General features: G+C 61.1%; 16 protein-coding genes and 1 riboswitch. Of the genes, 4 read left to right on the plus strand and 12 right to left on the minus strand.

All coding sequences use genetic code 11. From position 1 onward, the window contains the following. Window positions 1-221: 221 nt before the first annotated feature. The 11 genes from HX793_RS18160 to HX793_RS18210 all read right to left on the minus strand — a co-directional run bounded on the left by HX793_RS18160 (window position 222) and on the right by HX793_RS18210 (window position 11,150). Entirely contained in the window at window positions 222-1,673 is a 1,452-nt protein-coding gene (locus HX793_RS18160; protein WP_177052480.1) for a cobyric acid synthase, read from the minus strand. Then, on the minus strand, window positions 1,670-2,659 hold the full coding sequence (gene cobD, locus HX793_RS18165; protein ID WP_177094456.1) for a threonine-phosphate decarboxylase CobD: 990 nt from the start codon (window positions 2,657-2,659) through the stop codon (window positions 1,670-1,672). The genes HX793_RS18160 and cobD overlap by 4 nt, the downstream gene beginning before the upstream one ends. After that, window positions 2,652-3,560, minus strand: coding sequence for an adenosylcobinamide-phosphate synthase CbiB (gene cbiB / locus HX793_RS18170; RefSeq protein ID WP_016976523.1), 909 nt, complete (start codon window positions 3,558-3,560; stop codon window positions 2,652-2,654). The genes cobD and cbiB overlap by 8 nt, the downstream gene beginning before the upstream one ends. Next, entirely contained in the window at window positions 3,557-4,207 is a 651-nt protein-coding gene (gene bluB / locus HX793_RS18175; protein WP_016976522.1) for a 5,6-dimethylbenzimidazole synthase, read from the minus strand. Before bluB ends, cbiB begins: the two co-directional genes overlap by 4 nt. After that, the gene (locus HX793_RS18180; protein ID WP_016976521.1) at window positions 4,204-5,535 is read right to left on the minus strand and encodes a cobyrinic acid a,c-diamide synthase CobB; all 1,332 of its coding nucleotides are present in this window, start codon (window positions 5,533-5,535) and stop codon (window positions 4,204-4,206) included. The genes bluB and HX793_RS18180 overlap by 4 nt, the downstream gene beginning before the upstream one ends. After that, the gene (gene cobO / locus HX793_RS18185) at window positions 5,532-6,143 is read right to left on the minus strand and encodes a cob(I)yrinic acid a,c-diamide adenosyltransferase (RefSeq protein WP_010208674.1); all 612 of its coding nucleotides are present in this window, start codon (window positions 6,141-6,143) and stop codon (window positions 5,532-5,534) included. Before cobO ends, HX793_RS18180 begins: the two co-directional genes overlap by 4 nt. 80 nt (window positions 6,144-6,223) lie before the next feature. Beyond that, window positions 6,224-6,474, minus strand: a riboswitch (cobalamin riboswitch). Window positions 6,475-6,571: 97 nt separating this feature from the next. Next, window positions 6,572-7,108: a C40 family peptidase gene (locus HX793_RS18190; protein WP_177052476.1), complete on the minus strand. Its 537-nt coding sequence runs from the start codon at window positions 7,106-7,108 to the stop codon at window positions 6,572-6,574. 144 nt (window positions 7,109-7,252) lie between these two features. Further along, window positions 7,253-7,882 carry a C40 family peptidase gene (locus HX793_RS18195; RefSeq protein ID WP_016976518.1) on the minus strand — a complete coding sequence of 210 codons (630 nt, stop codon included), beginning with the start codon at window positions 7,880-7,882 and terminating at the stop codon, window positions 7,253-7,255. 213 nt (window positions 7,883-8,095) lie between these two features. Continuing rightward, window positions 8,096-8,800 carry a DnaA regulatory inactivator Hda gene (hda, locus tag HX793_RS18200; RefSeq protein ID WP_010208669.1) on the minus strand — a complete coding sequence of 235 codons (705 nt, stop codon included), beginning with the start codon at window positions 8,798-8,800 and terminating at the stop codon, window positions 8,096-8,098. Between the two features lie 203 nt (window positions 8,801-9,003). After that, the gene (locus tag HX793_RS18205; protein ID WP_038847700.1) at window positions 9,004-10,077 is read right to left on the minus strand and encodes an AI-2E family transporter; all 1,074 of its coding nucleotides are present in this window, start codon (window positions 10,075-10,077) and stop codon (window positions 9,004-9,006) included. 32 nt (window positions 10,078-10,109) lie between these two features. After that, window positions 10,110-11,150: a DUF2066 domain-containing protein gene (locus tag HX793_RS18210; RefSeq protein ID WP_177052475.1), complete on the minus strand. Its 1,041-nt coding sequence runs from the start codon at window positions 11,148-11,150 to the stop codon at window positions 10,110-10,112. A gap of 342 nt (window positions 11,151-11,492) precedes the next feature. Between HX793_RS18210 and purM the strand changes: the two genes are divergently transcribed. From purM to HX793_RS18230, 4 genes are all read left to right on the plus strand, one after another. Continuing rightward, window positions 11,493-12,551 (plus strand): phosphoribosylformylglycinamidine cyclo-ligase, encoded by a 1,059-nt coding sequence (purM, locus tag HX793_RS18215; RefSeq protein WP_016976515.1) that lies wholly within the window; start codon window positions 11,493-11,495, stop codon window positions 12,549-12,551. Next, entirely contained in the window at window positions 12,551-13,201 is a 651-nt protein-coding gene (gene purN, locus HX793_RS18220; protein WP_016976514.1) for a phosphoribosylglycinamide formyltransferase, read from the plus strand. The genes purM and purN overlap by 1 nt, the downstream gene beginning before the upstream one ends. An 8-nt stretch (window positions 13,202-13,209) precedes the next feature. Next, window positions 13,210-13,923, plus strand: a complete 714-nt coding sequence (locus tag HX793_RS18225; protein WP_033900686.1) for a DUF3108 domain-containing protein — start codon at window positions 13,210-13,212, stop codon at window positions 13,921-13,923. Between the two features lie 263 nt (window positions 13,924-14,186). Beyond that, on the plus strand, window positions 14,187-14,375 hold the full coding sequence (locus HX793_RS18230; RefSeq protein WP_016976512.1) for a hypothetical protein: 189 nt from the start codon (window positions 14,187-14,189) through the stop codon (window positions 14,373-14,375). A 153-nt stretch (window positions 14,376-14,528) separates the two neighbouring features. Here the strand turns inward: HX793_RS18230 and HX793_RS18235 are convergent, their stop codons facing one another. Then, the gene (locus HX793_RS18235) at window positions 14,529-15,074 is read right to left on the minus strand and encodes a DUF2058 domain-containing protein (protein WP_016976511.1); all 546 of its coding nucleotides are present in this window, start codon (window positions 15,072-15,074) and stop codon (window positions 14,529-14,531) included. Between the last annotated feature and the right edge of the window lie 23 nt (window positions 15,075-15,097).

The following is a 15,097-nucleotide window of genomic DNA, read 5'->3' on the forward strand; positions in this document are numbered from 1 at the left end:
ATTCAAGCCGGAGTGAGGGCACACCGAGCCTAGGCGAGGTGCCGAGTGGTGGGGCGAAGACCTTTTGGTTACTTTTGGCTGGGCCGGCTTCCGGTCTTTCCAAAAGTGACCCGCTGTAAGAGCGGAACCATATTCAGCAGTTACCGCAGCAACGGATATGTACACCGACACACCGCCTTCGCGAGCAAGCCCGCTCCCACATTGGGACCGCGTACTCACCGTCAAACCCCACACAGCTCGCGCAATAAATCGGTATCCAAGTGATTCTCCACCAAATCCGCTAAGCGCTCGATATCGCGCTCACGCAAAGCGTGGTAATCCACAGATTGCACATCCTGCAAACCTGCCCAGCGCAGCAAGGCACTACACGCCGCCGGATTTTCGAACAACCCGTGCAGGTAAGTACCAAGGATCTGTCCATCAGCGCTTTGAGCACCGTCCGTGCGACCGTCATCCAACAACACAGCAGCGTTAAGCAATGCTTCGCCGGACGTCACACCCGCATGAATCTCATAGCCGCTGACCTCGGCATCCTCCAACATCAACCGCCCACGCACATTACGCAACTGCTTCTCTTCTTCCAGCGTGGTGCTGAATGCCAGCAACCCCAGGCCATCGCTGGAACCGGCAGCCCCTTCCAGGCCCAACGGGTCATGCACCTGCTCGCCAAGCATCTGCAGGCCACCGCAAATACCCAGCACCTTGCCGCCATAGCGCAAGTGCCGCGCCACGGCCGTGTCCCAGCCGTTGGCGCGCAGATAGGCCAAGTCGCTGCGCACGCTTTTCGAGCCGGGGAGGATGATCAAGTCGGCGGCTGGAATCGGCTGGCCAGGCCCAATAAATTGCAGATCCACTTGGGGATGCAGGCGCAGTGGGTCGAAATCCGTGTGGTTGCTGATGCGCGGCAACACCGGCACCAGCACCTTGAGTACCTGTGCCGCCTTGTCGATCTGGCGCTGATCAATACCGTCTTCGGCTTCCAGGTGCAGGTCCATCACGTAAGGCAACACGCCCACCACCGGCTTGCCGGTGCGCGCTTCCAGCCAGTCCAGGCCGGGCTGCAGCAGCGCAATGTCACCGCGAAAACGATTGATGATGAACCCTTTGACCCGCGCCTGCTCCGTGGGCGACAGCAGTTCCAGGGTGCCGACCAGATGGGCAAACACGCCGCCGCGATTGATATCGGCGATCAGCAACACCGGGCAATCCACCGCTTCGGCGAAGCCCATGTTGGCGATGTCATTGGCGCGCAGGTTGATCTCCGCCGGGGAACCCGCGCCTTCCACCATCACCACCGGGTAGGCCTGGCTCAAGCGAGCGTGGGAGGCCAGCACCGCCTGCATCGCGATGGCTTTGTAATCGTGATAGGCCACCGCGTTCATGCTCGTGACGGCGCGACCATGGATGATCACTTGGGAGCCGGTGTCGCTGTTGGGCTTGAGCAACACCGGATTCATGTCGGTGTGCGGCGCCAGGTGAGCGGCCTGGGCCTGCACGGCCTGGGCGCGGCCGATCTCGCCGCCTTCGGCGGTCACGGCGCTGTTGAGCGCCATGTTCTGCGGCTTGAACGGCGCCACCGCCACGCCCTGACGGACCAACCAGCGGCACAGCGCCGTCACCAAGGTACTTTTGCCGGCGTCGGAGGTGGTGCCTTGCACCATCAGCGTACTCATGTGGCGTCCTTATAGGCGACCAGGGCTTGGTCCAGGCGCAGCCAGTCAGCCTCGCTGTCGGGCAGCCCAAAGCGCAGGCTGCTGTCGTGGACAAACAGCCGCAGCAAAATGCCGCGTTGGGCCATGAATTCGTGCATGCGTTCGGCGTGGGGCGTGATCAGCCATTGAAACAACGCGCAGCCGCCCTGGGGTTGGAAGCCGTGGCGCTCCAGCAAGGCGAACAACCGCTGGCCCGCCTCGATGCAACGCGTGCGCTGGCGCACATGCCCGGCCGTGTCGCGCAAGCACACCTGGCCCAACACCCGCGTCGGTCCGCTGACCGCCCAGGGGCCGACCTGTTCGGCCAGCAACTTGAGCAGCTTGCGCTCGGCCAACACAAAGCCCAGCCGCACCCCGGCCAGGCCGAAGAATTTGCCGAACGAGCGCAACACGATCAGGCCCACCTGGTGGGCCTGGCCCGCCAGGCTCAGTTGAGGGGTGACGTCCATGAACGCTTCGTCGACCACCAGCCAGCCGCCGCGCTGGGCCAGCCGCGAATGCCAGTCCAACAAGCGTTGCGGGGTCAGGCTCAGGCCGGTGGGATTGTTGGGGTTGACCACCACCAGCACGTCGAGGCCATCGAGAAAGAAGTCGACTTCCTGCTCCTGCACTTCGCGCACCACGTATCCGGCACGACGCCAGGCTTCGGCGTGCTCGGCATAACACGGCGACAGCACACCGACCTTGCCCGCGCGGCGCAGGCGTGGCAGCAACTGGATGGCCGCCTGGGAACCGGGCACTGGCAACAGGTGCGCAGCGCCGTAGTATTCGCTGGCGGCCTGCTCCAGGCCATCGTCGGTTTCCGGCAGGCGCGCCCAGGCCCGCAGGGGGATCTCGGGGATCGGCCAGGGCCAGGGCGCGAGGCCGCTGGACAGGTCAAGCCAATCGGCCTCGGCTATTCCGTATTGAATCGCCGCCTTGCGCAGCCGGCCACCGTGCTCAAGCATAGAATTGCGCCCCCGCGCATAGGATCAGCAGCCACAACCATACGCCGCGCTGCACCAGTTGCCAGCCCCGTTCGATGGAATCGGCATCCGCCGCCGGGCCCTCGCCCAATTGCGGACGTTGATGCACTTCGCCGTGATAGATCGCGGCACCGCCCAACTCCACGCCCAGGGCGCCAGCACCGGCCGCCATGACCGGACCGGCGTTGGGGCTGTCCCAGGTCGGGCCTTGGGTGCGCCAGCATTTGAGCGCCAGGCGCGTCTTGCCCAGTACGGCGTAGGTCAACGCCACTAGGCGCGCAGGAATGTAGTTGAGCACGTCGTCGATCTTTGCCGCGGCCCAGCCGAAACGTTCGAAGCGTTCGTTGCGATAGCCCCACATCGCGTCGAGGGTGTTGCTCAGGCGGTAAAGCACCACGCCCGGGACGCCTGCGACGACGAACCAGAAAATCGCAGCAAAGACCGCATCGCTGCCGTTCTCCAGCACCGACTCGGTGGCGGCGCGGGCGACTTCAGTGCTGTCCAGTTCACTGGTCTGACGGCTCACCAGGTAGCTCACGCGCTTGCGTGCTTCTTCCAGGTCATCACTGCGCAAGGCCTGGGCCACCGGGATCACATGCTCACCGAGGCTGCGCATGCCAAGGGCGCAATACAGCGCCAGGATCTCCAATACCCAGCCGATGTAAGGTGCCCAGGATAACGCCGTGGCCAGCAGAGTCAGCGGCACCACGGCGATAAACCATGCAGTCACGCCATGGCTGCGCCAGCCGCGACCACCAGTATTGAAACGTTGCTCGATGCGCCCTGCGAAATTGCCGAACGCCACCAGCGGATGCCAGCGCCTGGGTTCGCCCAGCAGCGCATCCAGCGCGACTGCAGCGACACACAGCAAGGCCACACTCATTGACTCACTCCCCACCCATTCTCATACAACATGTCACTCAGCGGCCGAGGCTCGGTCCAGCCTTCGAGTTGCAACATCGGTGCCGGGTAAAACTCGGCCACCGGCCCCAGGCACAGCACCGCCAAGGGTTTCGCACCGGGCGGTAAACCCAGCAGATCGGCCAGGGCGTGGGGTTCGAACAGCGAGACCCAGCCCATGCCCAGCCCTTCGACACGAGCCGCGAGCCACAGATTCTGGATAGCACAGGACAATGACGCCATGTCCATTTCCGGCAAGGTGCGCCGGCCGAAAATATGCCGCTCGCGATCATCCATCAACGCCGCCACCAGCACTTCGGCGCAGTCGTGAATGCCTTCGACCTTGAGCTTCATGAACTCGTCGGAACGCTCGCCCAAGGCTTCGGCGGTGCGTACGCGTTCTTCTTCCACCAACTGTTGAATCTGCCCACGCAGCTGGCGGTCGCTGATGCGGATAAAACGCCAGGGCTGCATCAGGCCGACGCTGGGTGCCTGGTGCGCGGCCTGGAGCAGGCGGTGGAGCAATTCGGGGGCGACAGTGCCGCCGCTGAAGTGGCGCATGTCGCGGCGTTCGGCGATGGCGCGGTAGACGGCCTGACGGTCGGCCTCGGGAAAGGCGTTGTCGGTCATGGCCTCATCGCCGGCAAGCCGGCTCCTACAAGATCGGGCGCGAACAATGCGGCCACCGCCTGGGGATTCGAGGGGAAATAGAAGTGTACGTAGGACGCCGTCATCCGCCCCTGCCGATAAACCGCCTCGGCACCGCGCCCGCCATTCGGGCTCAGGCCACGGGCAATCGGCTGCCATTCGGTGGTGGTCAGCGAGTGGTGATAGGTATGGCCGCGCAGTGTGCCTTCGGGCAATTCGACATTTTGCAGCGCCAAGGCCGCGAGCTTCTTCTGCATTACCGCATCGCCTTGCAGCAAGCCGACCAGTTCGGCACGAGTGCCGTCGACATCGGTCAGCGAGTCCAGCAGGTAGAGCATGCCGCCGCATTCAGCGAGCAGCGGTTTGCCGGCGGCATGATGAGCGCGGATGGCGTCAAGCATCGGGGTATTTTCCGACAGCGCCTGGTGGTGCAGTTCCGGGTAACCACCGGGCAGGTAGAGGCTGTCGGCGTCCGGTAATTGGCGATCGTGGATCGGCGAGAAAAACTTCAGCTCAGCGCCCATTGCCCGCAACAGGTCAAGGCTGGCGCCGTAGGTGAACGCGAAGGCTTCGTCACGGGCCACGGCGATGCGCACGCCGTTGAGCAGTGGCTTGGCTTCGATCACTTCCGGTGCAGCAAAGGTCACTGGCGGCGGCAAGGCGACTTCACAACTGCTGCCCAGCGCTTGAGCGGCGGCATCCAGGCGTACATCGAGGTCATTCAGTTCGCTCGCCTGCACCAAACCCAGGTGACGGCTAGGCAGCTCGATACCGGTCTCGCGAGACAACGCGCCGTACCAGCGCAGGCCTTCGGTGAGGCTGCCCTCAAGCAATTGCGCATGGCGCAGGGTGCCGACGCGGTTGGCCAGCACGCCGGCGAACGGCAAGTCTGGCTGATAACGCGCCAGACCCAGGGCCAACGCGCCGAAGGTCTGGGCCATGGCGGTGCCGTCAATCACGCCCAAGACGGGCACGCCGAAGTGTCGCGCCAGGTCGGCGCTGGATGGCGTGCCGTCGAACAGGCCCATCACGCCTTCGATCAGGATCAGGTCCGCCTCCCCCGCCGCTTCCCACAGCAACCGGCGACTTTCCTGCTCACCCACCATCCACATGTCCAATTGATACACCGGCGCACCGCTGGCGCGCTCGTGGATCATCGGGTCGAGGAAATCCGGGCCGCATTTGAACACGCGCACCTTGCGCCCCAGGTTGCGATGTAAACGGGCCAGTGCGGCGGTGACGGTGGTTTTGCCCTGGCCGGACGCCGGTGCGGCGATCAAGACGGCCGGGCAATGACGGGGCTGATTCAAAGTTCGACGCCCTTCTGTGCCTTGATACCGGCCTGGAACGCGTGCTTGAGCATGCCCATTTCGGTGACGGTATCGCCCATTTCGATCAGTTCAGGCTTGGCGCCACGGCCGGTGACCACCACGTGTTGCATCGGCGGGCGGGCTTGCAGGTCGCTGAGCACTTGGTCCAGGTCGAGGTAGCCGTGCTTGAGGGCGATGTTCAGCTCATCCAGTACGACCAGGCCGATGGACGGGTCCTGCAGCAGCTCACGGGAAACCGCCCAGGCGGCTTCGGCGGCGGCGATGTCGCGCTGGCGGTCCTGGGTTTCCCAGGTGAAGCCTTCGCCCATGACATGAAAGCGCACTTGCTCGGGGAAACGGCGGAAGAACAACTCTTCACCGGTACTGTTACGCCCCTTGATGAACTGCACCACACCGCACTGCATGCCGTGACCCATGGCCCGGGCCAACATGCCAAACGCAGAGCTGCTCTTGCCTTTGCCGTTGCCGGTCAGCACCAGCAGCAGGCCGCACTCGTTCGGGGAATTGGCGATGCGTTCATCGATCACGGCTTTTTTGCGCAGCATGCGCGCCAGGTGGCGTTCGTCGCGGTCGGGGGAATCGGTCATGGCAGCTCTCCGTTGGGGCTGGACAAAAACGGCGGGCAGGAAAAAGAAAAAAACAGACAGCCAAGCATCGCCCACCGTGATGCTGTTGGATGTTGCAGGCCGGTCTCCGGGCTCATGAGTGGCGCGCGCTTTATAGACGCGCAGACCGACGCTGCGCCTTCCCATATCGCGAGCGATACAGTGGCAAAAGGCAGCGTCTTGACTCATTTACCGTTGCGGGGGCAGCGCCGGAATCGCGGCGGCACTGTGTACAAGTGCGCTCACTCACCGGCTTCCCTGTTTCACTCCGTCGACCCATGGGTCACAGAGCACCTGGAACAAGCGGCGAAGGGTAGTAGGTTGGGGGGCGAGCTGCAAGCTTCAAGCAGATAGCTGCAGGCAGGCATCACCCCCCTTGCAGCTTGAAGCTTGAAACTTGCCGCTGCTTCTTACGGATTCCGCGCCAGATTCCCCGGCAATACGCGCTTGGCGCTCAGGTAGGCATTCTGCCAATACGCCTTGGACAAGGTGTCCAACTTCACTGTACCGCCGGTTTGCGGTGCATGCACAAAGCGGCCTTCGCCGACGTAGATCCCCGCGTGGCTGACCTGTGAACCGCCGCCCGTGGCGAAGAACAGCAAGTCGCCGGTCTGCAGGTTCTGCTCGCTGACATCCTGCGCGCGCATCACGATCAGCTCACGGGTGGTACGCGGCAGGGAAATGCCAGCAGCGTCGCGGAAGACAAAACCGATCAGGCCACTGCAATCAAACCCGGAGTCCGGTGTGTTGCCGCCCCAACGATAAGGCGTGCCGACCAGGCCCAGCGCGCGGAAGAGTACATCTTCAGCCGCAGGCGAGAAATTCTGGGTGGAATAGTTGAACACCGGCTTGGGCTTAACCACTACAGGCGCGGGCGGTGGACGACTTGCGCAGGCGCTGAGCAGCGCGACGCAAAGAAGAAGGATCAGGCGGGCCGAGGTCGACATGGGCAGAACAATCCTGGTCTGGATGCGGCTTTCGCTGCCGAACGCTGAAAACCAGAACGCGCAAGCAAAGCTCGCGCGAACGGATTACAACAATGTCCAGGGATTCTAGCGCTTACACGTCAAACTTCAAGTATCACTTTAAGTTTACTTGCTAGCGGTAACCGTCGTCGGGGCCATGGCGAGTGCGCGCTTGGCTTCGATGAAGGTTTTGCTCCAGTAACTGTCACCCAGGTTATCGACCCGAACACCGCCACTGCGACGACTGCTGGAGTGGATAAACTGGTTATCGCCCAGGTAGATACCGGCATGGCTTACACGGCCGCGGCCCGCTGTACTGAAGAAAAGCAGATCACCGGGCTTGAGGTTGTTGCGCGCGACCAACGGTGCATCCACGTTGATCATTTCGCGGGTGGAGCGAGGCAGGTTCATACCCGCTTCTTCGCGAAACAGGTAGCCGATGAAGCCGCTGCAGTCGAAACCGGCTTCAGAGGTGCCGCCGAAACGGTAACGGGTACCGATCAGGGACATGCCGCGTTCGAGAATGCTGTCGGCCAGAACAGGAAGCTGGTAAGGCTTGCTACCGGAGAAATTGGCCAGTTCTTTTTCCGTTGCCAGCTCTTCTTCATAAACAGAAGCAGACTGTGCAGCAACGAATTTTGCCTGATTTTGAACCTGTGGTTTTTGCTGTTCTGCCACCTGTTGAGGGTGGGAGGCGCAACCAAACAACAGGGTAACGAGTGCGAGAGGCACGAGGGGTGCGAAGCGATTTAGCATGGGCACGACCGTGGCTGATATGTAAAGAAGACGAGACTATGCCCTCTATCACATCGATTTGCAAATTCAATCGTGATCTATGTGACTTCTTGTTTGGACTATGACATCTAAGCCCTTAACACCCTATATCTGCCTTTTGCGTAGCCAAACCGGCTCAAACGCAGGTTTTCTGGCGCCTGGAATCTGCCGAAAGCCGCGAAAACAGCGGGCTGACTACCAACCCAAGGTTTCTTTCAAGAAGGGAATCGTCAGCTTGCGTTGGGCCTGCAAGGAAGCCTGATCGAGCTGTTCAAGCAGGTCGAACAACGCGCTCATGCTGCGCGTGCCGCGAGTGAGAATAAAATGCCCCACTTCGTCGGTGAGGTGCAGGCCGCGACGCGATGCACGCAATTGCAAGGCACGCAATTTGTCTTCGTCGGACAGCGGGCGCATCTGGAAAATCAGCGCCAGGGTCATTCGCGACTTGAGGTCGGCCAGCTTGATCGGTAACTCGCGCGGCGAGGTGGACGCGGCAATCAGCAGGCGCCGACCGCTGTCACGCAAGCGATTGAACAGGTGAAAAAGCGCCTCTTCCCACTCTGCCTTGCCAGCGATCGCCTGCAAATCATCGAGGCACACCAGTTCGTACTGTTCAAGATGGTCGAAGATGCCGATACCGCGATCCATCAACTCAGCCAGGGGCAGGTAAACCGCCGGTTCGCCCATCTGCTCGAAACGCAGGCACGCGGCCTGCAACAGGTGGGTACGCCCTACGCCGTGCTTGCCCCACAGATAGATCAGGCTTTCGGTCCACCCGGCGTCGGCTTCGCAGAGCCGCTCGACATAGCCGAGTGCAGCGGCATTGGCGCCTGGGTAGTAGTTGATAAAGGTGGCGTCGTCACGCAGACGCACACCCAAGGGCAGCTGAATCGGTTTCATGCTGACTGAACGGCTCCAAACGAACCGTTAGTGGCCTCTGTGTAAAGTTTGCAAAGTTTATACCCGTGACGCCGGGCGCACAATGCAACAGACCCCAAGCAAAATCAAAGGTTTGCGTTAACTTGTTGGATTTACGCAGATTGTTTGACGCCCCGGCTCCAGAAACCACAAACCCGGCCTGGGCCGGGTTTGTGGCAGAGCGATTACAGATCGGGGTCTTCAACCCCCGTGTACACATCCGAATCCTTATACAAATCGTGTACATGGCGCACCAGCACCATGATCACCGCCGCCACCGGCAGCGCCAGCAGGATGCCCGTAAAACCAAACAACTCACCGCCCGCCAGGATCGCAAAGATCACCGCCACCGGGTGCAAGCCGATCCGATCACCCACCAGCAACGGCGTCAGCACCATGCCTTCCAAGGCCTGGCCAACCATGAACACCGCCACGATCCCCAGCATTGGGTACAGGTCGCCGCCAAACTGGAACAGCCCCGCCACCAACGCCGCGCCGATACCGATCACAAAGCCCATATACGGCACGATGGCGGCGAGACCGGCGATCAGGCCGATCAACAGGCCCAGCTCCAGGCCGATGGCCATCAAGCCAGCGGCGTAGATGATTCCCAGGGCCAGCATCACCAGCAATTGGCCGCGCACAAAGGCGCCAAGCACTTCATGACACTCCTCGGCCAGAGACACGATGCGCTCTTCGCGATTACGCGGCAGCAGGCTGCGAATCTTGGCCATCATGATGTCCCAATCGCGCAGCAGATAGAACGCTACCACCGGGATCAGCACCAGGTTGGTCAGCCAGCCGATCAACGCCAGGCTGGACGCCGTCGCCTGACTGAGGACCACACCGACGATATCGGTGGTCTGCCCCATATGCTCGCTGATCGCCGCCTTGACCTTGTCGAACTTCCAGAAACCATCCGACAACCCCAACTTGGCCTGGGCCCACGGCATCGCCGTGTGCTGCAACCAATCGAGCATCTGCGGCGCCAGCTCATACAGGCGAAACAGTTGCTTGGCCAGCATCGGCACCAACACCAACACCAACGCCGTGATGATCAAGGTAAACAGGGCGAACACTGCCACCACGCCCCAGGTTCGCGACAAGCCGGCTTTTTCCAGGCGATCCACCACCGGATCGAACAGGTAGGCCAGCAGCAACGCGACCAGGAACGGCGTCAGGATCGAATGCAGCAGGAACACAAAAACGCACAGCAGGACAATCCCGCCAAGCCACACCCAACGACGCGTATCCGCCATAAACCACTCCATCTATATATAGAAGAAAACTGTTACCAACGAAAACGCAGCTGCGCCTGAGGCTCTGGGGCAACTGCAGGTTGAGTGTTATCCGTCACTGGTTGTTGGAACGGCACTTCACCGGCAGGGATTTCCTGCAACTTGGCCAGGCTCAACTGCGTGCGCAACTGATCGGCACTGCCATTGACGCGGTACACAATGCGATTGCCGTCCACGAGCTGTGGTTGACCACCAAAAGGTTCGAGCAAATGACCCAGGGTGGCATAACGCTCAAGGGTCATGCCTTGCACCTCCAGCAATTGCTCGGTGCTCACACCAGGCTTGACCGCAAACCGTGGCGCGAGCTTCTGACTGACTGCCAGCATCACCGCATCCGCCACGGCGCCAGTGTCGGCGCCTTGCGCAGTGCCCTGCTCGCTTTTGTCGCCCAGCCACAGGCGCCATTTGGCTTGCCATTGGCTGCCTTCCTGGCGCGCATGCACGGCCAGCAAAGCGTCGGCGCCGTAACGCTCGGAGGCGGCGCGCAACGGTGTGGCGTCAGCACTTTCCAGGTTCGGCGCGGTGGCGACCACCTGCTCATCCAGGTCGCCCAGGGGCAGGCGCAGCGGCAAGCCTCGGTGTTGCGCGGCACGGCGCAGCGCCTGGGCGACGGTCTGGCCATCACCCACCAGGCTGCTGCCTTCGGTGGAGTCGTTCAGCCACCAGCCGAGGATCGACGGCCGATTGCTGCCCCAGATCGACAAGCCGGCTTCACGCAAGACGCGATCAGTGCTTACCGGGTCGAAATCCACTTGCAGGCTTTCCGGCGGGCCGGCGTCATAGCCATATTGGCTGATGATTTGTTGCGGATCTTTACGAACGGCCGCCAGGCCCGGGCCGTCGGCGGCCTTGGCGTCGCCGGTCAGGCGGATCACCAGGGTCTGCACCGCACGCTGGGTCGCCTGGTCGCGCTCCTGGGGCGACTGGCTGCTGACGGGCTCGAGTACTTGATAAAGGCCATTGAGGGTTTCGGCATGACTCGCCAGGCTGACCAACGACAAGCAGCCTACAAAGAAGAATTTACACAGACGCATGGAAGATTCCCGAACGACAAATTTAGCGGCTGGAACAGACCGCGTGAACTCGGTTTGCCAAGGCTGTGACCACGGCGACCGGTAAAACATTCACAGGGTCTTGGTAAGTTTTCGTACTGTCACAACGCTAGCGCCGTAAAGGCTATACCTTAATACGCACCAAAGCAGACTCGATTAGCATTTTTTTAACGCCATATGCCCCTGCCCGTCGGCCCGAGGATGGCCGCTGCCCCTCAAGCCTGATAAAATCGCGCGCCTTCGCAGACCGTCAACGGCGTGGCCTTTATAAAAGCCCCCGCCCGCTCGGTCGTTACCCCTGAATCCCCCCTAAAGGCCTGGATCATGAGCAAGCAACCCTCCCTGAGCTACAAGGACGCCGGTGTAGACATCGACGCCGGTGAAGCATTGGTCGAACGCATCAAGAGCGTCGCCAAGCGCACTGCGCGCCCCGAAGTCATGGGCGGCCTGGGCGGTTTTGGCGCCCTCTGCGAAATCCCGGCCGGCTACAAGCAGCCTGTACTGGTTTCCGGCACCGACGGCGTGGGCACCAAGCTGCGCCTGGCACTGAACCTGAACAAGCACGACACCATCGGCATCGACCTGGTTGCCATGTGCGTCAACGACCTGGTGGTGTGCGGCGCCGAGCCGCTGTTCTTCCTGGACTACTACGCCACCGGCAAGCTGAACGTGGACACCGCTGCACAAGTGGTCACCGGTATCGGCGCTGGCTGCGAACTGTCGGGTTGCTCCCTGGTCGGCGGCGAAACCGCTGAAATGCCAGGCATGTACGAAGGCGAAGACTACGACCTGGCCGGCTTCTGCGTCGGCGTGGTGGAAAAAGCCGAGATCATCGACGGCTCCAAGGTTGCCGCCGGTGACGCCCTGCTGGCCCTGCCTTCTTCCGGCCCGCACTCCAACGGTTACTCGCTGATCCGCAAGATCATCGAAGTGTCCGGCGCCGAGATCGAGAACACCCAACTCGACGGCAAACCGCTGACCGACCTGCTGATGGCCCCGACCCGCATCTACGTCAAGCCACTGCTCAAGCTGATCAAGGACACTGGCGCAGTCAAGGCCATGGCCCACATCACCGGCGGCGGCCTGCTGGACAACATCCCGCGCGTCCTGCCAAAAGGCGCCCAGGCGATCGTCGACGTGGCCAGCTGGCAGCGTCCGGCAGTATTCGACTGGCTGCAAGAGAAAGGCAACGTCGACGAAACCGAGATGCACCGCGTGCTGAACTGCGGCGTGGGCATGGTCATCTGCGTGGCACAAGAGCACGTTGAAACCGCGCTGAACGTGCTGCGTGAAGCTGGCGAGCAGCCTTGGGTCATCGGTCAGATCGCCACTGCCGCCGAAGGCGCAGCTCAGGTTGAACTGAAGAACCTCAAGGCTCATTAATGTCTCAGACCTGTGATGTCGTGGTGCTGCTTTCCGGCACCGGCAGTAACTTGCAGGCCTTGATCGACAGCACGCGCACCGGCGACAGCCCGGTGCGCATTGCTGCGGTGATCTCCAACCGCAGCGACGCCTACGGCCTGCAACGCGCCAGGGACGCGGGTATCGACACCCGCTCGCTGGATCACAAGGCTTTCGAAGGTCGCGAGGCCTTCGACAGCGCCTTGATCGAACTGATCGACGCCTTCAATCCCAAACTCGTGATACTCGCCGGCTTCATGCGCATCCTCAGCGCTGATTTCGTGCGACATTACGAAGGGCGCCTGCTCAATATCCACCCTTCCCTGCTGCCCAAATACAAAGGCATGCACACGCACCAGCGCGCGCTCGATGCCGGCGACAGCGAGCACGGCTGCAGCGTGCACTTTGTCACCGAGGAACTCGATGGCGGGCCTCTGGTCGTACAGGCAGTGGTTCCGGTAGAGTCTGACGACTCGGCGCAGACGCTTGCGCAACGGGTTCACACCCAGGAACACAGGATTTACCCGCTGGCAGTTCGCTGGTTTGCCGAGGGGCGGTTGATTCTTGGTGACCAGGGTGCATTATTGGACGGTCAGTTACTTGCGGCCAGCGGCCACTTGATTCGAACCTAGGAGATTTTATGCGTCGCGCCTTGCTCTTCGCTTTTGCGCTGTTCGCCTTGCCAGCCGTGCAAGCAGCAGACCTTCACCCTTTCTCCGTAAGCTACACCGCCGACTGGAAACAGTTGCCCATGAGTGGTTCGGCTGAACGCAGCCTGGCCAAGAATGGCGACGGCACCTGGACCTTGAATTTCAAGGCCTCCATGATGATCGCCAGCCTCACCGAAACCAGCGTGATCCAATTCGACAAGGACACCCTGCAACCGAAGAGCTACACCTTCGAACGCGGCGGCCTGGGCAAGGCGAAGAAGATCAACCTGGACTTCGACCAGACCGCCAAGAAAGTCACCGGCTTTGAAAACAAGGACGCGGTCAACGTGCCCCTGCAAAGCGGCATGCTCGACAAGTCGACCTACCAGTTGGCCCTGCAGCGCGACGTGGCGGCTGGCAAGAAGAGTATGAGCTACAACGTGGTGGAAGGCACCGACGTCGACACCTACGACTTCCGCGTGATCGGCCCGGAAAAGGTCCAGACCAAGGTCGGCTCCATCGACGCGATCAAGGTCGAGCGCGTGCGTGACCCGACTCAGAGCAAGCGCATCACCCAGATGTGGTTTGCCAAGGACCAGGGCGGCATCCTGGTTGCCTTGCGTCAGGTGGAAACCGATGGCAAGGAATACAACATCATGCTGCAGGACGGCACTGTTGACGGTAAGGCTGTCAAAGGTAGCTGACCGGTAGCTGGAACAAAGAGCCTCGCGAATGCGGGGCTTTTTTTCGCCTGTCGATTGAGCTGCCCCTGACGCGAACATGAAACTTTTGTCATAAAACTCAGCACCCTGCGGCGCAATGTCGCGGTTTACGCGGCCTGCAGGACTGTTGCATTTGCTGCAATGAATTGTTGCGCGAAAAGTCGGTTTACTTAGCAAGCTAACAAATCATATAACAAAGGCCTGCGACGACTTGCCGCAGACTCACCAGAGATTGGAGCAAGCAGATGACTGTAAAAGTAACTGAACGCGACGACGAACATATGTCCCACGAAGCACTGGGCCATGGGATTCACATCTGGGATGTACACCAACAAGACCTGTTGGTCGGCATGTTTCACAACGAGAGCGACGCTCATAATTATAAAAACGAGCTCGAAGCCCTTGAGATGAGACGCCAGTCAGAAAGTCGTTAACCCCATACTGTAGGAGCGAGCTTGCTCGCGAAAAACTCATAGGCACCGCGCTCATTCAGGCTACACGCGTTATCGTTGACGTTTTTCGCGAGCAAGCTCGCTCCTACAAATAAAAACCCCGCCTGTTGAGCGGGGTTTGTTGTTTCTACAGCCTTACCACATCAGATCATCCGGGATCTGGTAGGCCGCGTACGGATCATCCTCGTCCGGCACTTGGCTTTCCGTCAGGATATTGAGCTGCACGATACGCTCCGGTGCGCGCTCCTGGATCTTCAGCGCCGCTTCGCGCGGGATCACCTCGTAGCTGCCGCCGTGATGCACGATAGCCAGGGAGCCGTTGCTCAGCTTGTTGCGCATCAAGGTATTGACCGACAGGCGCTTGACCTTCTTGTCATCCACGAAGTTGTAGTAGTCCTCGGTGGTCAGCTTGGGCAGGCGCGAGGTTTCGATCAACTGCTTGACCTGGGCGGTGCGGGCCTTGGCCTCGGCTTTTTCCTGCTGCTGACGGTTCAGCTCCTGGTCGCGCTTGACCTTCTCGGCGTGTGCTTCGGCCGCCAGGCGGGCCTGGGTGTCATCCGCCTCAATCTGGCCTTTGTGGACCAAGCGCTGCTGCTTCTGTTTCTCTTTGCCGACCTGCTTGGCCTGCTTTTGGTTGACCAGACCTGCTTTGAGCAACTGGTCGCGAAGGGAAAGGCTCATGGTGCTTACTCACTTAGGCAACT

It is taken from the genome of Pseudomonas reactans, assembly GCF_013387025.1.
GTDB classification, from domain to species: Bacteria; Pseudomonadota; Gammaproteobacteria; order Pseudomonadales; family Pseudomonadaceae; genus Aquipseudomonas; species Aquipseudomonas reactans.